General features: G+C 57.5%; 15 protein-coding genes. 9 read left to right on the forward strand and 6 right to left on the reverse strand.

The window, feature by feature from the left end; translation table 11 throughout:
- Positions 1–9 precede the first annotated feature (9 nt).
- The 3 genes from FPY71_RS17850 to FPY71_RS17860 form a co-directional block, all read right to left on the reverse strand.
- On the reverse strand, positions 10–531 hold the full coding sequence (locus FPY71_RS17850) for a DUF2285 domain-containing protein (protein WP_149301700.1): 522 nt from the start codon (positions 529–531) through the stop codon (positions 10–12).
- A gap of 46 nt (positions 532–577) precedes the next feature.
- Positions 578–793, reverse strand: coding sequence for a transcriptional regulator domain-containing protein (locus FPY71_RS18735; protein WP_149301701.1), 216 nt, complete (start codon positions 791–793; stop codon positions 578–580).
- A 194-nt stretch (positions 794–987) separates the two neighbouring features.
- Complete coding sequence (locus FPY71_RS17860) at positions 988–1,515, reverse strand: antirestriction protein ArdA (RefSeq protein ID WP_149301702.1); 528 nt, start codon at positions 1,513–1,515, stop codon at positions 988–990.
- A gap of 603 nt (positions 1,516–2,118) precedes the next feature.
- Between FPY71_RS17860 and FPY71_RS17865 the strand changes: the two genes are divergently transcribed.
- The 4 genes from FPY71_RS17865 to FPY71_RS17880 are packed head-to-tail and all read left to right on the forward strand — an operon-like array spanning position 2,119 to position 6,904.
- Positions 2,119–4,008 (forward strand): DEAD/DEAH box helicase, encoded by a 1,890-nt coding sequence (locus tag FPY71_RS17865; RefSeq protein WP_149301703.1) that lies wholly within the window; start codon positions 2,119–2,121, stop codon positions 4,006–4,008.
- A 10-nt stretch (positions 4,009–4,018) separates the two neighbouring features.
- Positions 4,019–4,447 carry an EcoRII N-terminal effector-binding domain-containing protein gene (locus FPY71_RS17870; RefSeq protein WP_149301704.1) on the forward strand — a complete coding sequence of 143 codons (429 nt, stop codon included), beginning with the start codon at positions 4,019–4,021 and terminating at the stop codon, positions 4,445–4,447.
- Positions 4,444–6,054 (forward strand): ATP-binding protein, encoded by a 1,611-nt coding sequence (locus FPY71_RS17875; RefSeq protein ID WP_149301705.1) that lies wholly within the window; start codon positions 4,444–4,446, stop codon positions 6,052–6,054. Before FPY71_RS17870 ends, FPY71_RS17875 begins: the two co-directional genes overlap by 4 nt.
- Entirely contained in the window at positions 6,044–6,904 is an 861-nt protein-coding gene (locus tag FPY71_RS17880; protein ID WP_149301706.1) for an HNH endonuclease, read from the forward strand. Before FPY71_RS17875 ends, FPY71_RS17880 begins: the two co-directional genes overlap by 11 nt.
- A gap of 3 nt (positions 6,905–6,907) precedes the next feature.
- On the opposite strand, the gene FPY71_RS17885 is transcribed toward FPY71_RS17880, so the two are convergent.
- The 3 genes from FPY71_RS17885 to dcm are packed head-to-tail and all read right to left on the reverse strand — an operon-like array spanning position 6,908 to position 9,848.
- Complete coding sequence (locus FPY71_RS17885; RefSeq protein ID WP_149301707.1) at positions 6,908–8,128, reverse strand: type II restriction endonuclease; 1,221 nt, start codon at positions 8,126–8,128, stop codon at positions 6,908–6,910.
- A gap of 3 nt (positions 8,129–8,131) precedes the next feature.
- Entirely contained in the window at positions 8,132–8,587 is a 456-nt protein-coding gene (locus FPY71_RS17890) for a very short patch repair endonuclease (RefSeq protein ID WP_149301708.1), read from the reverse strand.
- Positions 8,580–9,848: a DNA (cytosine-5-)-methyltransferase gene (dcm, locus tag FPY71_RS17895; protein WP_149301709.1), complete on the reverse strand. Its 1,269-nt coding sequence runs from the start codon at positions 9,846–9,848 to the stop codon at positions 8,580–8,582. The genes FPY71_RS17890 and dcm overlap by 8 nt, the downstream gene beginning before the upstream one ends.
- 457 nt (positions 9,849–10,305) lie before the next feature.
- On the opposite strand from dcm, the gene FPY71_RS17900 reads away from it, so the two are divergent.
- The 5 genes from FPY71_RS17900 (at position 10,306) to FPY71_RS17920 (ending at position 20,654) form a co-directional block, all read left to right on the forward strand.
- Positions 10,306–12,597, forward strand: coding sequence for an AAA family ATPase (locus FPY71_RS17900; protein WP_149301710.1), 2,292 nt, complete (start codon positions 10,306–10,308; stop codon positions 12,595–12,597).
- A gap of 106 nt (positions 12,598–12,703) precedes the next feature.
- On the forward strand, positions 12,704–13,399 hold the full coding sequence (locus FPY71_RS17905; RefSeq protein WP_149301711.1) for a hypothetical protein: 696 nt from the start codon (positions 12,704–12,706) through the stop codon (positions 13,397–13,399).
- Between the two features lie 426 nt (positions 13,400–13,825).
- Positions 13,826–14,788 carry an aminotransferase gene (locus FPY71_RS17910; protein ID WP_149301712.1) on the forward strand — a complete coding sequence of 321 codons (963 nt, stop codon included), beginning with the start codon at positions 13,826–13,828 and terminating at the stop codon, positions 14,786–14,788.
- Entirely contained in the window at positions 14,775–18,383 is a 3,609-nt protein-coding gene (locus FPY71_RS17915) for a DEAD/DEAH box helicase (RefSeq protein WP_149301713.1), read from the forward strand. Before FPY71_RS17910 ends, FPY71_RS17915 begins: the two co-directional genes overlap by 14 nt.
- A gap of 714 nt (positions 18,384–19,097) precedes the next feature.
- Positions 19,098–20,654, forward strand: coding sequence for a hypothetical protein (locus tag FPY71_RS17920; protein ID WP_149301714.1), 1,557 nt, complete (start codon positions 19,098–19,100; stop codon positions 20,652–20,654).
- Positions 20,655–20,746 lie beyond the last annotated feature (92 nt).

Here is a 20,746-nt window from a genome sequence, read left to right on the forward strand (position 1 = left end):
CGAGAACGATCAACGCTTGTCGGGCTTGATCGGATAATGGAGCAGCAGGCGATAGCCGCCGCGAATCATTTTGATGCCGTGCGCAACCAGTCGGCGGGCCTTGTTCTTGCGCGGGTCGCTCTCGAAATCTTCCTTGGTGCCGCGAAAACCGAGCAGGACTTCGGCGATGGTGCGATAGCTCTCGCCGTGCAGCCGAGCGTCGAGCGCGCGTAGGGACAGGATATGCCATTGCCGGAGTTGGGCGGGAACGGCCCGAAAATCGGGACCGGGCGCGCGACCGTTGAGGGATCGCCATAGACGGCGGGCCGCGTAGGCGCGCAGTTCCATAAATGAATCCATGAGCAGGGTGACGGCATAGAAAGCGTCGGCGTCCGGCGCAGCCTCGGGCAGCCAGAATTGGTGCGCGACGCCATCCACCTGCCAGATGCCGTGCCAGCCATCGGCGGCGCGGCGCAGGTCGAGGCCTTCGAGATGCGCCAACGTCAGTATGGGTTCGGTGTCGTCGTCCTTGTGATCGACCGGCGACAACATCACGGCTTGCGGTTGAAGGCGCGGACTCCAGATCGGCGATTGCAAGTCATGCGGCGCGTCGGGATCGCACGGGAAATCGCAAACCCCAGCGATGCGCGAACGCTTGATGCTCGCGGGCGGCAGGCTCTCCGTTCAACGCGATGGTCTGGAAGTCCCGACGATATTCGTCGTTGCGGCGCAAATATTCCCAAGCGAAACCAGCGGCAGGTATGTGCTTTGTGTGCCCGTATGCCGCCGGAGATCGCCAATCGATGCTGAGCATGGCGTCACCTCCCCAAGCCGCGATGCTGGGCAGCACCCGGCAAAAAGAGGTTCAAGGATCACTGGAAATATAGAAGCCGCTCAAAGCAGATACCTTGAGCGGCTAACCCGATCATTCTTTGGTGTTTTTAGCTTGGCGACAGCCGGTGCTTTCGAGATGCCTGCCCGTATGAGCACGGACAGGCAGTCATGTCTTCACCTGTTGGAAAACACATGGACCTCGCCGTGCGCGGTCTCGATAGTGAACAGGTCGCCGCCCGTCTCGGCGTCGCGTGCCATCCCCTCCCAGTCGACATAGTAGCGCAGCGCCTCGGGGATCGTGACGCTCTCGGTCGTCAATTCCTCCATGTAGTCGGCCAGGCTGGCGTACTGACCATGATAGCAGTCCTGTAAGGCGGTTTCGGCTTGGTCCATGTCACCGACGAACTGCTCCAGCAGGTCCGCACCGAGTGCGCCATGTTCTGCGATGAACGCGGCCATCCGCGCCACGGTGTCGATGCCGGCATATTCGGACATGCTGACCCCCTCGAAGCCCTTATAGTCATGAATGGCGTATTCCTCGGCGTGCTCGATAGGTGAATGGGCAAGCATCGCGGCAATCTCGTCCCTGATCTGGTCCGCTTCCTGATCCGCGTCGATCCAAGCCCCATGCAGATAGCCGTTGTTGTAGGCGGCAAGGCAGGCGACATAGATGCGGGGGGTGCTGTCGGATACGTTGGTCATGTCTCTGATCCTCGGGTCTGAAGGTCAGCGAAGCGGAACGCCGCGCCTGACCTTCTGGCCGTCGCCGAGACTGGGGTAGCAACGAGCAAGGGCGGCCGGGGTGGAGGGGGATCACCCGGCCTGCACAAGCCCCTTGGGGCGCGGAAGGCTGGGGATACCGCCCCGGGCGGTTCCACTTACCTTGCTGGCGCGAGGGCAACGCCCTTAGCAAGACTTTAGAACATAAAGCGGAACACTCCGCGCCAGCCAGAGATGAGGAGCCGAGGGCGCCGTGCGACGAGAATAAACTAGGAAATTGAAGAGTATCGAAGAAATCAGCATAGCGACGTCCGTAGGGCGGGGTTTCGGGAATTCTCGTCGCGCCGGAGCGGGAAACCGGGCCGCCGCAGGAGCTTCAACATAGTGGTCCGAAGGGGAAGCCGGACCGACTGCCCCCCGGTCCGGCGCTCTGCATGAGAGGTGAAACTGTTGAATCAGATGCACACCTTTCGCCCGGAAACCTGCAGAAGACGAATTTCGACAGTCCAATTTGAGCCGGTGCCTTTCATGTAGCTCTTGCAATCGATATATTAGGCTACGGATATACTTGAGCTTCAGGGGACTATGACGACGCCGGGATGGGAAATTCAGGGAGGTGCACTTTCGCTCATCGATGAGGCCGGAGATACACGTCTTCTGTCGCCCGACGAGATTTACAGCGCCCTTGTCGAAAAGCGGCCCTCGGCCGACTGGATACCAACAAGCGTCGATGGTCTCCGCCCCTCGCGATACCCGCTTGTGCCAACCCTGATGATCTCGGAAGGCAGCGATAACAAAGCGCCTTCCTACAGCATCACATCAACCAGCCGGGGCGTGGAAGTCCCGCTTGATCTCGCTGACCTGGAACGCGGCCACAAGGTGGCTGACAGCGTCTGGTATCCGATCGAGCCGGCAGCCAGCGCCGAAATCCGCGAACTGGTGCAAAGCACAGGCGTAACACTCGGGGCAGCTGCTTCCCTCAAGGCGTTTCTTGCCATTCGCAAGGCTGCGGGAACTGGAGCGTCAATCGAGGACCGGACAGCTGACCAAGCGATTTCGCCGCTCGCTTTCACACCACCCGGCGATGATGTGCCAGCCGGGGTGCAGGCAACCCTTTATCCGTACCAGATTTCCGGCTGGCGCTGGCTGAAGTTCCTCCTTGTCGAAGGTGTCGGCGGACTGCTTGCCGATGAAATGGGCCTCGGCAAAACCTTGCAGATTATTAGCGCTCTCAGCGATTCCGGTGGCGCGCCGCTGCGGCCGGCCCTGATCATTGCGCCCGGTTCGTTGCTTGAAAACTGGCGACGGGAAATTGCGAAGTTCGCGCCGCATCTCAGTGTGCTGAAGCATCATGGAGCACTTCGAACGGGTCGGCCGTCGGAACTGAAGGATTATGATGTCGTCGTGACCTCGTATGACAACGTGGTGCGCGACAACAGCCTGCTCAACATGATCCTCTGGAAGGTAATCGTGCTGGACGAGGCACAATTTATCCGGAATCCCGACGCCCAACGGACCAAAGCCGTCAAACGCCTCCAGCGTGAGGCTGGTCTGGCCGTGACAGGGACCCCTGTCGAAAATCGCCTGCTCGATCTATGGTCGATCGTGGATTTTGTGCTGCCCGGTTATCTCGGTGACGCAAAGACCTTCGGGTCAGAATATGCCGATGATGTTGATGGCGCGGCAAAGCTGGAACCGCTGGTCTCGCCTCTCATGTTGCGCCGGCGCGTTGCGGAGGTAGCGCAGGACCTGCCAAGCCGGATCGACATCCCTCAAGTGGTTGAGCTGGATGAAGGCGAGATCGCGGCCTATGACGCCGAGCGCGAACGCATCCATGCGGAATATGGTGCGGCCGCGACGCTCGTCGCGCTGACATCATTGCGCCGCTTCTGCGCTCACCCGGACCTGATGAGCGGGAATGCCGCCACGGCCGATGCCATGTCCTTCTCGAAGTTCCGGCGCATGGACGAGATCGTGGAAGAGATTTTCACACGCGGCGAGAAAGTAATCATCTTCACGTCATTTACGGCAATGGCCGATATGATCGCACGGCACATCAAGGCCCGTTTCGGAGCTTTTGCCGGCGTCATCGACGGTCGTCTGCCTATTGACGATCGCCAGCCGCTGATTGACCGCTTCAGCGCCGTCCACGGCGGCGCGGCGCTTGTGCTGAACCCGAAGGCCGGAGGCGCTGGCCTGAACATTACAGCCGCTAACCATGTGATCCACTATAATCCGGAATGGAACCCGGCGCTGGAGGACCAGGCATCTGCGCGCGCACACCGGCGCGGTCAGCAATTGCCTGTGACAGTCCACCGGCTACTCGTGGCCGATACGGTCGAGGACGTGGTGGATGAACGGCTCACACGCAAGAGAGTAATTTCCGGCACTGCGGTCGTGGGTCTCGAAGGCAGGGAAGATGATTACGGCGATATCGTCGCAGCGCTGATGCGCTCGCCGTCAAAGGGGGCTTAACGGGCAGGATATGGCAGAGCAGACAATTGCAAAGGTGCTGAGCGCCAACGACACGGGTGAGACAGGCGGGCACCAGGCGGGCATCCTGGTGCCAAGGGAGGAACGGCTTCTGTCGTTCTTTCCTCGCCTCGACCCGGTCCAGTACAACCCGAGATGCCACCTGAATTTTGTGGATGATGGCGGCACTTTCCGGGAATTTGCCTTCATCTATTACAACAACAAGTTTTTTGACGGTACACGTAACGAGTACAGGTTGACCAGAATGACCAAGTACATACGCCAGGCAAATCTGGTTCCTGGCGACGAAATCATTCTGGTGAGAGATGACGATGACCGCTATCGCATCACTCACAAGCGCAAACAGCAGGCAGAACGGGCAAAGGGCGTCCTCAAGCTCGGTACGGGCTGGCGCGTGATCGAAATTCAGGGGGGAAGATGAGCAGCATTCAGGAAATCGAACTGCCACCGGACCCGGAGCGCGTTATCGTCGGCCTGCGTGACACAGGCTACGAATTTGACACCGCCGTGGCCGACATCGTGGATAATTCCATTGCCGCGAACGCCAACCAGGTCGAACTCTGGCTCGCCGCCGATCTGCGTGGCAACATCCGGTTGATGATTGCCGACAACGGCGACGGCATGAACCGGGATGGCCTGATCAATGCAATGCAATACGGCTCGAAAGCCAGGCCCAGCGCCGCCAGCCTCGGCAAATATGGTCTCGGCCTGAAAACGGCCTCGACGGCTTTCTGCAAGAAGCTCTCGGTAATCTCCCGGCCGGACGGCAATACACCGGCACTCATGGCGACCTGGGACCTCTACCACGTCGCCAAAGTCAATAAATGGGCGCTGCTCCTGAACGAGGAATGCGATCCGGAAGCGCTGGAAACGCTTGATGCCGTGGCTCCCGGCCACGCAGGCACCGTTGTATTGTGGGAAGATGTCGACCGCCTGATCAAGGACTATCAGGACAAGTCAGGCGCACCGGCACGGAAGGCTCTCAAGGCAAAGGAAGATGGTCTGCGCGAGCATCTTTCCATGGTCTACCAGCGCTTCCTTGATCCGGACGATAAGCGGGCGAAAAACGTCGCCATCATGCTGAACGGCAAACCCGTTGTGGCATGGGACCCGTTCCAGTCAAAGCTCTCCGAGCTGGTCGCCAATGAAACCATTGAGACAGAACTGCCGGATGAACGAACGGCTTCTTTCACGGCACGGGCATATATCCTGCCCCGTCGTGAGGAGTTCCCGGATGATGCCGCTGCTTCGGCTGCGAAGCTTTCGAATGACCGGCAGGGCATATACATCTATCGCGAAAACCGCCTGATCCATGATGCTGACTGGCTCGGCCTTTACCAGAAAGAGCCGCATCTGACCGGCTTGCGCGTCGAATTCTCATTCGACCACAAGCTGGATGATGCCTTCCACTTGGATATCAAGAAATCCCAGATTATTCTCAATGATGATCTGGCAAGCTGGCTGCAAAGCGAGTTCCTGACTGCGCCACGCCGCGAGGCAAACAACCGGTCACGAGAGGGACAGCAGAAGCTGTTGTCCAAAAAGGGCGAGGGCGCGCACGACACTTCCAACAACAACATTCGCAATCGCGAGGCGGCGGCCGGCGGCCCCAAAGTCAACATAGCGGACCCGAATACCGGTGAAGCCGTCGTTGAAAACAAGCATGGCACGACCCGGCTCAAGCTGACGATAACGTCCGCCAAAAGACCTGGTGAAGTTTTCGTGCAGCCGGTGGAGGGGATCAACAACGGTCTGCTGTTCGAACCGGCGCTGATCGAGGGGCACAAGGGTATCCGGATCAACACCAGCCACCCCTACTACCAGAAGGTCTACATTCCGAACCTCAATCGCAGTGTGACCATGCAGGGGCTGGATTCGCTGATGTGGGCGCTGGCCGTTGCGGAACTCTCGACAGTTCAGGACCACACATCCTCGATGTTCCGGGACATGCGCTTTGAGGTCTCGCGCATTCTGGAAAAGCTCGTAGAAACGTTGCCCGAACCTGATGTGGATAAGGATGTCGCCTGATCCACGTTCGCTTGCGGAGCGGATCTCCGCTGAAACCGGGTTGGAATTTTCCGGCCGGGAAGGAAGAGACAACGACGGTACGCGCTGGCTCGAACTTCAGCCGGCAGGCTATCCTCCCGGCCAGACCTTCATGCTACGGACCCTTATAGGATGGCGGCGGCTGGATGTGCATTTCCGGCCGGGCAATTTTGCCGGTGATCTCATGAGCGCCATGGGCTCGGCAGACGAGACCGGCCGTCGTACCTTCCGGGCAGTGATGGATGTGTGTCGCGATGCTGAGGCCGAAATTACTCTGACCATCAATGGCACGGCATATTCGCCAGATGATTCAGCGATCTGGGATACGCCTTGGCGCAGCTTTGGCCTTGATGTGCGCCGGGGAATGCTGGCGATCAATGAGGGCAACACCGAAGAAGATGCTCGTCAGGTCGAACTCTGGACTTCCAGGGTTACGGCGGCCCTTCTGGCGCTGCTACCCGTGGAGGCTGACGACGATGGCGCTGAGACGTCTGTTGAAGTATCAGGCCTCCCGGAAGGAGCAAGGGCCCGCATCCAAGTCAATCGCTACGAAAGAGATCGACGCAACCGTGCCGCCGCTCTCGCGATTCATGGCTATTCCTGCAAGGCCTGCAAGTTGGATATGGGAGAGCGCTACGGCTCAGCTGCTGCCGGTTTTATAGAGGTTCACCATGTCACGCCGGTTTCGCAGCTCGGGGAAGATTACATCATTGATCCGAGAACGGACCTGACGCCGCTTTGTCCCAACTGCCATTCGGTCGCCCATCGCCGGAATCCGCCATATTCCGTTGATGATCTCCGCGAAATGCTCGCGTCGACGCACGAAAATTGACAGTTATTCTACCCGCTGGCGCTCCTTCACCAGCTCCACGAAATTTCTAAGCGTCATAAGCCATCCCCGCTGGCTATCGCGATACGTCGAGTGGAGCGATTGCGGAAGCACCAGTTGAAGCTGCTTCGCCCGCATTTCGTCGGTCTGGTTTTCCGAGATGCCGGGCTCCAGCGTCAACAGATGCTTTGGCGTGATCCTTTCAGCTTCGGAGAGCACCTGACGCCAGCGGTCCTTCAGCGTTGATTTGGAACCGAGCATGGTGAGGCAAGCGGCCGGGAATACCGGATTCCGGTATTCCTCCTGACCAGGAAAGAGAAAGTCCGGCTTGTTGCGGTTTTCCGTTTCGCCCTCACGATCAAACCGCACCTTATGGGCAGAAAAGACAGCCTCTAGGTGATGTTCGAGTGCGAGGCCCGCACGCTTTTTACGTCGGTTCTGGACACTTTTGGAAAAGCCCATAAAGCCGTCAACGTCCGCCCTCTCGTCGTCGGAATGAAAGCCGCTTCTGATCCGGTCCGCGACTACATGCCGTTCCAGGCGGCGAAACAGCTGCTCTTCCATGTCGATCCATGCCATCAGGGCAGCATCCGGATCATCGGCGGCGGAAACATGCGAAAGTGAGGTCCGGGCAAGTTCCGACAGGACGCGGGTCGGTGGAAACACCAGCCCGAATCTTCCGATCAGCGTATCGAGACGATCGGCCTCCGGTTCCTCGACCTCGATCCCGAGCTCGTCGAGGATATATCGCGCGGTAAAGTCCAGCTCGGCCGCATTGTCCTTGCTGATTTCCAGCGATTCAAACTGTAATGCCGGTTGCGCCTCAAGCCCGAACAGCCACAGCAACTGGTTCTGGATCGTGCTGTCTCCGGGGACAATAATCGCCATCAGTGTATTGTCGGTGCGCCTCGCTATAAACAACACGTCACCTTCGGCGGCGGCCTCGCATACCGCGTTCGTCGGAAAGTAAAGCCTGTGCTCCCGTCTCGGGGGCTTCCGGGATTGATACCAGGTAAGGAAGCCTTCCTCGGAAAGTGCCTCCTGCTCACCGCCGATCCAGATGAATATTGACTGGTACTGCACCCGGTCAGGTGTCCCGAGCAGGCTTTTGAGCTGCTTCGAACTGTTAAATTCGTGCTGGTTCGAACGAAGGACGTTAGCCTCGACGGCACTCAGCCGCTTGACCGCCACGCCGTCAAAATAATCTGAAAGCAGCCCCCGCCGCATGACCTATGCGCTCCCCCTGATCTCGAAAAACGGACTGTCGGACCGAAGCCACGCCGCGCACTCGGAAAGGACGGTCTCGACTGGCAACCGGGCCTTACCTTTCAGCGCACACTCCCAGACGACTCCCTGACGCCATCCTGCTGCCTGCAAGGCGGCAGAAGCAAGAGCGTCAACCTCACGATTCCTGTGGATCTTGGCCTGCCAGAAATCCGGTCTGCTGGCAGGCCATTTGAACAGATGGCAATCGTGTCCGTGCCAGAAGCATCCGTGAGCGAAGAGAACAGCCCGGTGCTTCGGGAAAACAATATCAGGCTTTCCTGGGAGGGCTCGATCATGCAGCCGGAAACGAAACCCGGCCGCATGCAGACCACGTCTCAACGTCATTTCCGGCTTGGTGTTTTTACCCCGGATGCCAGCCATCATCCGGCTGCGAACCTCCGGGGTAACAATGTCAGCCATGAACGGCTGCCAATGGGGAAACTGGACGTGTCACGGCAAAAGATGAACCAGAAAACACGGGGTGCTCCCCGCTTGCGGCAAGTGCCGTCTCGATGTCAGCCTTCATGGCCTCGGCAACAAACTCGACAACCGGAACCACGACGGCATTGCCGAACTGGCGATATGCCTGGGTATCGGATACCTCGATCCGGAAGCGCCGGTCGCCGCGATCGAAACCCATCAGACGCGCACATTCAAGCGGCGTCAGCCGTCGCGGCCGTTTACCGGGCTGATCAATGAGAACTTCGGAGCCGTCCTTGTAATAGCGGGCGGACAGCGTGCGGGCCACATCATCGGGTCCAAACAGACTGAAACCGAAACCGTTGCCCTTCGCCTGATGTTTGGCCTTGTAGCCCTGCAAATACTCCCACAGGCGCGGGGTAAGAGTGTATTTCGGATCAACCTCGTCATGGGGCTGGAGAATGGTCCCGAGTTTCGGGCCGCTTTTCGCAGCCGGAAGTTTCAGGGCCCTGAAGTCAAACTTCGACGGCTCGCGGAAACCCACGATAAATACGCGTTCACGTTTCTGCGGCACCCACGGCTCCGAGCTGATTACACGGTGCTGGACATGGTAGCCAAGCTCGTTCTGAAGAACGTTCATGATGGTCGCAAACGTGCGGCCCTTATCATGGCTTTCGAGATTCTTGACGTTCTCCAGAACGAACGCAGCCGGCCGGTGGTGGGCGATGATCTGGGCAGTATCGAAAAACAGCGTCCCCTGCGTATCGCACAAGAAGCCATGTGGCCGACCGAGAGAGTTCTTCTTGGAAACCCCCGCCAATGAAAACGGCTGGCAGGGAAATCCGGCAAGCAGAACGTCGTGTTCCGGGATCAGGTCCGGATTTTTGGAAAACTCGCGCACGTCACCGTTAATGCGATGATTGTCGGGGAAATTCAGAGAATAGGTCTGCTGGCTGTGCGGGTCCCACTCGGATGTGAAGACGCAATGCCCGCCAATGCTTTCAAAGCCAAGCCTTAATCCACCTATTCCGGCGAACAGGTCAATGAAGCGGAAGTCAGCCTTGCCGGCATCACATTCCTGAATTCGGCGTTCGGCAGCAACCTTAAGGGTTTTCAGGGCCAGCTTGGGAACTCGGGACGTGCCGTCTTCATAGCGGTAGGCAGTGCGGGAGGAAATCTCAAGAAGGGCCCCGGTTTCCTCTAAAGTGAGCCCCGCCTGCTCCCTTAACCTGCTAAATTCCGTCCGTTTTTTGGTTCGCATGATATGGCCCGAATCATCCTCTGGGTAAATTTTTGTCAGATTGACACTATTCTTCCTTACAAACAATAAATGTTCTTGATTTGTTCGGCGATCATCGCTTTGGCTCCCCAACTTTATTGGATTTTCTGGATACCGTTCAAGTGCTGGACTCCGACAGAATCGATGAGCCAACTTCCTCGAAATCTGCCGTATTTCAGAACGCTAAACACCGAAGTTTACTGCACAAAAACGCTCCACAAAGGCCTCAGGCGAAGAAGCGGCGGCTATCGGCGTGTTCGTGCGTTTTTTGGTTTGATGGTGCATTCTGGACCTCTCACGGCGTTTCGCGATCCGCCCTCGATGGCCTCTTTTGCTACCCAGTCGGCCAGAGGCGGATTGATTTTTCTGTCTCATTGACGCTCAATCACTCTCGGGCTTGGCGATAAATAAACAACAATGTCGCCATGTGGGGGATACGATGCTTGAAGAAGTAAGCATTGCCAAAGTGGCAACTTATGGGGAACAGCCGCAGCGTCTTTATGACCTTAGCCAAATCAATTTTTTGTTCGGCACAAACGGATCAGGCAAGACGACGATCTCTCGGGTCATTGCTGACCCAAATGAGCATCTGTCCTGCGCCGTGAACTGGCGCGGTGCTCGTCCCCTTGAAACACTCGTCTACAACAGCGACTTCGTTGATCGAAATTTCACCCCTGAGCTTCGTGGCATATTCACTCTCGGAGAGGTTGAGGCTGATACCCTCGAAAAGATCGAAGAAGCCCGCGCCAAGGTCGCCGAAATCGAAACCCAGATCGGCAGCCTGAAAACATCTCTCGGGGCCGCGGATCACTCAAGCGGCAAGCGGGCCGAAGTTCGCGACCTACGCAATGCATTCGAAGAGCAATGCTGGAAGATCAAGACCACGCATGATCCCCACTTCCAGGGCGCATTCACAGGTTTGCGCAATTCGCGCACGAGATTCTGCGACAAGGTGCTCGAGGAGACAGACGGCAACCAAGCGGCTGTTCACCCAGTCGACGATCTGATGGCCCGCGCCCGAACCGTATTCGCCGAAGGGGTCGCTCGACTGGCGACCGTGCCAACGATTGCCGCAGAGGACCTGCTCGGTATCGAGCAGAAGCCCGTACTCGCCAAGAAGGTCGTCGGCAAAGAGGACATAGATATCGGCGCACTCATTCGCCGCCTCGGCAACAGCGATTGGGTGCGCCAGGGACTGCGATACGTGGAAGGGCCGGGCACGCCATGTCCGCTTTGCCAGAAGCCGCTCGACGAGGAGCTTCTGGCCAAGCTGAACGCCTTCTTCGACGAAGCATACCTCGCCGACATCGAGGCGATCGCGCGCGCCGATGAAGCCTATCGCACTTTCGCCAACGCAATCCTGGCCACGATCGATGCCGTTCTCGCATCGGGGAGCCCGCATATCGACGTGGAGAAGCTGCGCCCCCTCTGCGATCGACTGCGCACGCTCATCACTCTCAACAAGGGTCATATCGAACGGAAGCGGAAGGAGCCCAGCACACCGGTAAAGCTGGAGCCGCTCGCCGAGCCTTTGGCCGCCGTGACCACCATCATCGAACAGGCGAACAGCGATATAGCGAAACACAATGCCCTGGTCGATAATCTCGTCGCTGAGCGCAAGACGCTCACCTCCGAAATCTGGAAATGCCTGACCGACGAGAAGAAGGACGTCATCGGGCAATATACGAGCGCCAAGAGCAATCTCGATAAGGCCATCGCGGGAATATCCACCGGCATCGAGGCCAAGACCCAGGTCCTAACCGCAGCGCAAGCAACATTGGCCGACCTCGAAAAGCAGGTGACCAGCGTTCAGCCCACGGTGACCGAGATCAATGCAACCCTCGCGTCCTTCGGCTTCACCAGCTTCAGGCTCGCGACAGCCGGTGATAAGCAGCAATTTTACGCCATTGTCCGTGGCGACGGCAGCGACGCCCGGGAGACGCTCAGTGAGGGTGAACGCAGCTTCATCACCTTCCTGTACTTCTATCATTTAATCCGGGGTAGCACGTCCGCCAGCGGCGTGAACGTCGATCGCATCGTCGTCTTCGACGATCCGGTATCAAGCCTCGACAGCGACGTGCTCTTCATCGTTAGCGCGCTTATCAAGCGCGTCTTGGCTGAGGCCGTCGACGGCAACGGTCGCGTGAAGCAGGTCTTTGTGCTGACCCACAACATTTACTTCCACAAGGAGGTGTCGTTCGATCCGAAGCGGCAGCAGGGAGAACGCCGTACACACGAGACTTTCTGGGTCGTTCGCAAAGCCGGAGCTGCCACAATCGTCGAAGGCTACAAGAGGAATCCTATCCGCACCTCGTACGAATTGCTCTGGGCCGAGGTCAGGAATTCTAATCGATCAAACCTGACGATCCAGAATGTCCTGCGGCGGATTTTGGAGCACTACTTCACCATCCTCGGAAACATGGACAAGGATGCCGTCATTGCCAAGTTCGAAGGACGCGATCAGCAGATCTGCGCATCGCTGTTTTCGTGGATCAACGACGGATCGCATAACTTCGCGGACGACCTCTATGTTGCAGCCGACGATACGACCGTGGAGCGCTACCTCGCAGTTTTCAAGTTGATCTTCGAGTCGACCAACCATGGTGCGCACTACGAGATGATGATGGGGCCAGAGGAGGCCACGCCCGTCCCCAACGAAGAGATTGCTGCCGCTGCCTTCGAGCTCGTGACAGAAACCGCCAAGATTCGACCTAGCATGGAAGGAGCATAGGTGCCGCAGAAATTATCAAATGATTGAGGTCGCATCAGCTATGGCATGTCGGCACTGCGGGTCTAGCAAGACCATCAAGGCGCACCTAATTCCGGAGGCCTTCGTAATGGAGGTCAAAGCCGATCGAGGAGAGCAGCATCTGATTCTCCATGAGGAGATGACGAAGCCACAGGTCAGCAATACCGGCGTCTATGACTCTAACCTGCTGTGCGGTACCTGCGATGGAATTCTCGGCCGTTATGAGGGTTATGCCTTCAGACTTCTCCGGCGGTTGCGTACGATACGGGCTGATCTGGGTTCAATCGTAGATATAGGGGCGATCGACGGCGATATAATGCTCCGCTTCGCCGCCGGCATCGCTTGGAAATATACTGCGACGCAATCCCAGTTCGGGCGCATCAATATCGGGCCCTACGCCTCGGTGCTACAGGATGTGGCGCTCGGCAACGGGCCGATCCCTTCGACGCTCGATATTGCGTTGATCCGTCTCGTCGAACTTGATGGCGACGTGTATTTCTACCGTGCCCCGGTACCTGCACGCCATGGCGGCATTAATTCGGTGCGTTTTTCAGTCGGAAGTTTCGTCATCTATCTTAAGATTGACAAGCGGCCTAATGATAATGTGTTGCCGCCCGAATGCTGGCTTAAAGGGCGCAGTGACGGCAAGTTCTTGATCGCGGATGCCGGTTTCTTCACAGAGGGAAAACTCCATCGTGAGCTGGCAAATATGGGGCCTGTTCGGCAATTCTTCGGGACTATGGTTGCGCGAAAGCGCGAGCGCAGCTTCCGTATGGAAAGCTAGGAATGGGTGCTTTCTAAAGTTTCGATTGGGCGTTTCCTTACCATCGTAGGCATCGTGTATGGGCTTAGAGTGGCCGTTATGCGCCCCATCCAGGTCATTAAACGTCCCTTGGCGAACTCCCGAAAGCGGACATCACCATTCGCCCAACGAACGACCTGCATGGCGTGGGATGCCGTCCGTCTGGTTTTTGTAACTTCGAGCATAAATCGGACACGGCCATATTGGGATCGGAAAGTAAACGTAACTAGGGCGCCATTTTCCTTCTTCTCGCCATCAAGCGTAATTCCGGAGCCGTAGTGCAAGCTTCTGTTGAACCTGGAGAACGCGCCTTGACTTGAGCTGCCGGTGCCATTCACAAACTGCATAGCCAATCTACAGGCAGCAATAGCCGCCTCAAGCATAAATTACGTTGCCTTGAAGTAAAACATGCACAGTGTCCGACCTCCAAAAAAAGCGCTGCTCAAGTGGCTTGATGACTATTCCAGTGAGGTTGATAATTACGGTCACCTGCTGCTGGAACAGCTGCAGGCAATCGACGATGAAATAAAGGCATCGATAGTCCCCTATTTTGAGTCTGCTCACCTGGATGCTCGTGAGTGCTTTCATCGCCTGGCCCGCATCAGCCTCCATCCAGACGACGGGGACATAGGGTGCGATTGCCAGTATCCCAATGCGCTTCCCCTGATCACCCGCAAGGGCCTGTTTGGCGAAGTAATGTCAGGGATGTTCACCGAAGCGTACGAGTTCGTCGGCAAGCACGAATGGCTGATCCCGGTGTTCCTCTTCCGCAACCATGAAGATGCCGGGCAATACATCTACACTTTGAACCGGGACCCCGAACGTAAGCGCGAGGTGCTTGGACGCAAAGGTGACGATTTCATCGCTATTGTTGTCGACAAGGACGGCAAGGTGGTGCGGTTCATCGCTGGTGAAGCCAAGTGGCGAGGCACTTGGAACGCTTCGACTTTAGCCACCGTCATGCTGGGACCCAAGATAGGGCCGGAAGGGGACAAGGTCTACAACAATCGTGGTGTATGGTTCGAAGTCAACCGGGCGCTTAATGTACCTTTGGGTCTTGAGCAGCTCCAAGCCATTCTGCTGGATCGTGAGCCGTCAAAGTTCGCTTCTATAATTGCATCGCTCGATCGTATCCTCGCACATCGAAACCCCGATCCAGTCGAGCGAACAGATCTGATTTTGCTGGCCGGCGGTGCATCGAAAAAGCGTAAGCCACAAACGTCCCTTCTGCCTTGGAAAACGATCCCCGAGGAATATAAGGCCGGCCGAGATTTGCAGGTCGTTGAAATGATCATCGAAGACGGCGATGAGGTGATCAACTCCATCTATGACGTTCTATGGGCAAAGGACAAACCCGATGCCGGAATTTGACGACGAACGCATTGCACTGGCTACCGCGATCCAGAACGACCTAGGCCAGGAAGGCACGCTCAGCTCGTTGCAGGCCCGATCGTTTGTTCGCTGTATGCAGCTGACCTGGGAAGTCGAGGCAATTCGATGGTCTGAACGGGATTCGCGGACGACACTTGATCAGGCTCGACACTTGATCCGTGCTGGACGCATCTTGACCACAGTTGAGCAAGGCGACCCCGAAACGGCGGCCCTGGCCTTTCGCCGTGCTGGAGAGCTCCTGGAATGGTTGGCTAGATCTGATGATGAGATCGGTGCTGAGACGCCAGCGGCGCTCCTGGCAGCTGGGTGCTACCAGCTGGGGGGCTTACCTGCCATGGCAGCTGGACTTTTACGCCAGGTGGCATCTGACGATCGAGGAACACGCCTTTTTGCGGATTTCCTGCGGGCAGACTTTGATGGTGTTCTGCGAAAAGCGGCGCGTTTCTGGGCCAAAAACAGGTCCCTGACGGAACCAGGGGCTTCGAGGCGTTTTTTCGGCGAGGACACACGCGACAGCACCGCATGGTTTGGGACCGTCGAACTTGTCCGCAGCATCGGTTTGGCTGCCCAGTCTCTTCGCCGGGGTGACACGAAGAGATTTGACGCGGCATTGACGAGGCTCCAAGACGTAGAGCGCTTTCTTGTCCGCTCTGCATCAGACGACGTCGCGCTCCTGGCCTATTTTCTGCGTGCCACCTGCGAAAAATTTGGCAAGGCCACAATTTACGATCCGCTAAGGCGACTTGCTGCCTTGGCTCCGGCCCACGAATTTCACGCCTTGGCATTTGCCCGCCGCCAGTATTCCCGGGGGCGCGGGATTCTTTGGCAGTCGCAGCAACAAGGCATTGAGCGCCTCGTCAATGACTCATCTTTTGCACTCTGCACCCCCACCGGATCCGGAAAGACCCTCGTCGCCAATCTCGCCATTCTCAAGGAGCTCTTAATTCTCGGGAGCGATGACCTACTCGCTCCCCTTGCACTCTATGTCGTGCCCTCCCGTGCTCTTGCGAGCGAAGTCGAGGCCAAACTCGGATTGGAGTTAGGGCGAGAGGTACTGGTAACTGGCCTATATGGAGGATCAGACTGGGGTGTCACGGATGCATGGCTTACGTCGGATAAACCAACGGTTTTGATCGCTACGGTCGAAAAGGCCGAAGCGCTGATGCGCTATCTTGGACCGATGCTGCTCGCGCGACTACGCCTCCTAATCCTTGATGAAGCCCATCAGGTGGTGATTGAGGACAACGACCGCGAGCGAGATAGCCTGGCTGAGCACACTAACCGTGCTATCCGGCTGGAAAGCTTTGTGTCTCGCCTTCTGGCTCGCAAGCCGAACGTTGTTCGGCTGGCGTTGACAGCCGTTGCCGGCGGTGCTGCGGGCCCAGTAGCTCGTTGGATTGAGTCCGACAACGAAGCGGAGCCTGTCGGCTCGCACTACCGTAGCACACGTCAGGCCCTTGGCATTCTTCAAATCTCGAAGGGCGCACCCCGTATCGAGCTGAGCCGACTGAACGACCATGTTTTGAACGTCGAAGATGCTGGAGCGGTCTACATTCCGCTCCGTATTCCACCTATGCCCGATCCTTTGGCCAAGGTCCGAGACAGCCTCAACCACTATATGCAAAACACCATTCTCTGGACAGCATTGCATTTGAGTGACGGCGAGCGGCGCATCCTGATTTCGCTCACACAGTCACCTGAAGTGACAATCGGGTGGTATGCGAAAGCCTTCGACCAGGCCGGGTGGGAGAATTCGCCCTCCTTCTCTGCCCCGGAAGAAGGCCCGGACGCTGAACTGTTTGCTGAGGCACGCTCGGTATGCCTGGATTACTGCGGCCGGGATTCCTACGAGTTGCGTCTACTCGACCGCGGCATCGCTACAAATCACGGTCAAATGCCTCAGCGGTTAAGGCGAATGATGGTGGCCCTGATTGACCGTTCGATTTGTCGGATAACCGTTGCGACCGCGACATTGACTGAAGGGGTCAACCTACCTTTCGATATGATCTTCTTGCCCTCGCTCAAGCGAACGTCCTTCGACGTCGAAAATCAGGAGCGACACGAATATCCGATGTCGACGTCTGAGTTTCGTAATCTATCGGGGCGAGCGGGCCGGCCTGGCGCGGCGAGGGGTATGGAGGGATTAACCCTTGTTGCATTGCCGCTGGTTCGATCAACGACGGCCCCAAGCAAAGTAAATACGCAGGACAGACAGTTAGGGGCATTCCGGAGCGACTACAATGATTTGCTTGCGCGTCTGGCCGGTGCAGGAGCTGGGCAAACTTCAAGTCCGCTCGCGCTGCTCATGTCTGAAATCCGCAAGCAGGCACTGCGTCTACCGGGAATAGATGACAACAGCGATTTCATCAACTGGCTGGAGACAGTCGCGCCCGGCGACATTTCGGCATTGGCTGGGCAAGCTCGAACTACGACACGCGCCAAGCTCGCGGACAGCGTTGATGAACTTGATGCCATGATATTGTCGGCCGTTGAGGAGGCTCGAGCCATCAGTGGCGCAGCAGCGACCCCGGCAGCCACCGAGGCAATGTTGGCCGCTCTCTGGCGGCAAACGTTCACTCGCGTTTCCGCCGTCCACCAGGACTGGATGGAGACGGCATTTATCAAACGTGGCAACGCCGTCATTGAAACTGTTTACCCCGATGCGGAGGAGCGCAAGCGTCTCTACGACTATGGCTATTCCCCTCATGTGGGCAGACGTTTTGAAACCGCTGCGACCAGACTGCGAACGATACTGGAGGCCACTGGGAACTACGGCGCCCAGTCGGATGCTGACAGGCTGGCTGTCTTGGTTAGCCTGGGAAATGTCGTGGCAGACGATGGGGGCTTCGGATTTTCGGTGCGGGACACCGAGATGGGGCGCAACCTCTACGCAAACTGGCGACATGTCTTGGCGTGGTGGATGGCGGTCGAAGGCGCGGCGCAGCCAAGCCCTGGCGATCTGCGTGCTTGGCAGATTTTTACTACCGACAATCTGGAATTCAGGCTCGGTGTGGCTGTGGGCGCCGTTGTCGCTCGAATTTGGACGCAGAAGGCTGAGGGTGCGTTTGATACGCCCACATTGGATAGCTGGCAGGAGGTCACCGAACTACCCTGGTTCGCTTTCTGGGCTAAGGAACTGCTGCGTTGGGGCACTCTTGACCCATTTGTGGCGTTTGCGCTCTCAATGGGCCTCGCGAAATCACGACCAGAAGCGACTGCGATGCGCGTCACCTTTTTGGCTTGGCTCCACGAAAGTCTGAATGGGGATGTGTCGGCAGAGGATCACATCAACCCGAACCACTTCCTCGAATGGTCTCGATCTCTTCGCGCCACCCGTTCAAGCACGGAGCAGCGACTTCCAATCCAAGCCACGCTGTCAGGTACCGACGGCCGACGGGGTCGTTACGCCGTCATTCCAGTCAGATCGCCGAACCGGATCCGGTGGCTTGATGCCTCCGGGTATAAACTTGCTGTCTCAGAGGTTCCCGAGACCTTCCCTCGAGGGACACTCCAAAACAGCGACTACGACTTGATAGTTCAGGGCAACAGCGTTTCGGTGATAAAGACTTTTTAGAAGGGGGAGATTTTCGCTGCAATACTAGTGGAACAGGCCCACACCTCCTAACATCACAGGTCCACTTTTATCGGAAAGTGCGTATGTCAGTGAAGTTCCGTCCTCGCACCCGAATGCTGTCGATATGCAGGTCCGGAACATAGATATCGCGCTGCCGGAAATCCTTCGGCTCTCGCACTCGGCTGACTGTTCCCGCCCCAACATGCCAAATTCGTCGCCACGGCCGGTGGGGTGAACGAAGTCTTTGTTGCGATCGCCGACACTGGATAACTCGGAAGTCATGTCGGTCCGGGTGCGAGCAATGAGGTGGACAATTTCATCCGCCTATCGCGCTAGGGTCCGCTGTCGACAGCCTACTTTTGCCCCCCCATTCCTCTACCGCCCCGCCCAGCCAGCATTCTCCCCATCTCTTCGATTTCTTAAAAGGCTCCAGCTCCACAGACGGAACCGAAATAGGCCATGCCCTAGTGCTCCCCTAGGCTCAGACTCTGCCGAATAGCAAACGCGCCCACAATCCTGTCGGTCGGCGAACTAGCGGGCCTTCTGAAAAGCTGATGCCACCGGATCGACACGCTGGGTCTGGCACCCCAGCCCCCATATTGTCCTCGGCGTAACCGGCCAGTGAGATGGCATCGGTGCCGATCCACGATCTCTTGCCCCTAGTGAAGCGTCCCGTCATGATGTGAAAGAGAAGTGCGCGGGTGGGATTCGGTTTTGGGCACTGATGAGGGGGTAGACAACGACCGGATTGGCCGGCTGGGGGAGATTGAGTTTGCGCGTCTTTGCGAACTTGCAAAGCTGAGCTGCTCGAAGGTCGAACCGGACCGCACCGGAAAAGACTTCATCGTCGAATTCCCGCCACCAGCTATCGGGGAATGGCAATCGTTCGATCGCAGGGCGGCCCCGTTGCAGCTTGCAGTCCAGGTCAAAACGATCCGTTCACACCGCAGGTCGGCCGTCCTTACGCTTTCGGTTGCGGAGCGGCTTGCCCGCGACCTGCGGCCGTCCATGATATGCGTCTTCAAAATCGACGCGAACGATCAGTTCGTCGCCTTGCACTTGATTCATTTTCAAAGCGCTGCGCTGGGACGTGTTCTCGCGAGGTTGCGGGCGGCGACGGGGTCCGACAAAGCACTGAACGAACTGACCCTGACGTTCGCCACAAGTGCGGGCAACAAGATCGAGTATTCGCCGCCTTCCTTGAGGGCCGCACTCGCGTCTTTTGTGCCAGATGGCATGAAGAGCTACGCCGATGCGAAGGCGCAACAAATCGAGGAGCTGGGCTTCAACGAGGTTCGTATCCTTGGAACGCTCAATATCGCGGCCATCGATGCGATAAGCCTTGCTGACGGCTTTCTTGGCCTGTCGCCACTTGAAGGCGTGTCCGTGACTATGATGGAGCGCAGGTTTGAGATCGATCTGCCTCTCCCCGTTCCCGAGGGACCTGGAGAGCTTAAGATTACACCGCAACCAGTCGGAAGGGCCGTCGCCGAGTTTTACAATTCGGAGGAGCGGGTCTCTGTCGAAGTGGATGTGTATCTCCCGCCCAGAGACATTTTCGATCATGGCGGAAAAAAAGCCGTGTTCAGTTGGCCCATGGGCCGCGTGGCGCTTGCGTTCGAAGGGCCCAACAACTGCAATTTTACTCAGAATCTCCGGTGGGACGATCCGCATCCGGCGACAGAATGGCTGGCGGGCCTGCTGGTTTCAAAAATAGTGGGCAGCGGCTCATCCACGATGGTGGTCACGTCGACAGAAGGCCAACGTTTGATGGACGGGGCCTTTACGATGGAGCCGATGCCATCCCATATTCGTGCCATCGGACTGGTGCGTCGCTATCTGGGCATCTTGGACGCGGCTAACGCCGAGGATATTCCCGTCTCGCTCGAAGCGCTCTACGAGAACCGCAAAGCCATTGATGAGACTTGGCAGTATCTGGAAGGCGGGACAGACGCGACGTTCGGTGTGGTTTGGAACTCCACCCAGGAGCTGCACGATCAGGATGGGATTTACATAACGGCGGCGCAGTTGGGTGACGGACGTGTATTCGGGCTAGCGCTTCCGATGTCGTTTTCGTTTGAACGGGACGGCGACGACGGGCAAGGCCGCGGCAGAATAGGGAAGCAGACTGCCACGATTGAATTGCTGCGTGAACCGGTCTTGGAGAGCTACGACCACTTTGTACGGAGGGTGGAAAAGCTCGCACGCTTTGAGCTAAGGATCGTCGTGGGGCTGGAAGCCAACCCAGACGTTTCACAGACAGTGCCATAATCCAGGGTCTCCACTTCGTCTGTCTGCTAATCATCGTCTGCGGAGAATAACGGCTAGTCCGCTACCGGCCCCATTGTTGTCCTAGGATGCTC

Source organism: Aureimonas fodinaquatilis (genome assembly GCF_008369445.1).
Taxonomy (GTDB): Bacteria; Pseudomonadota; Alphaproteobacteria; order Rhizobiales; family Rhizobiaceae; genus Aureimonas; species Aureimonas fodinaquatilis.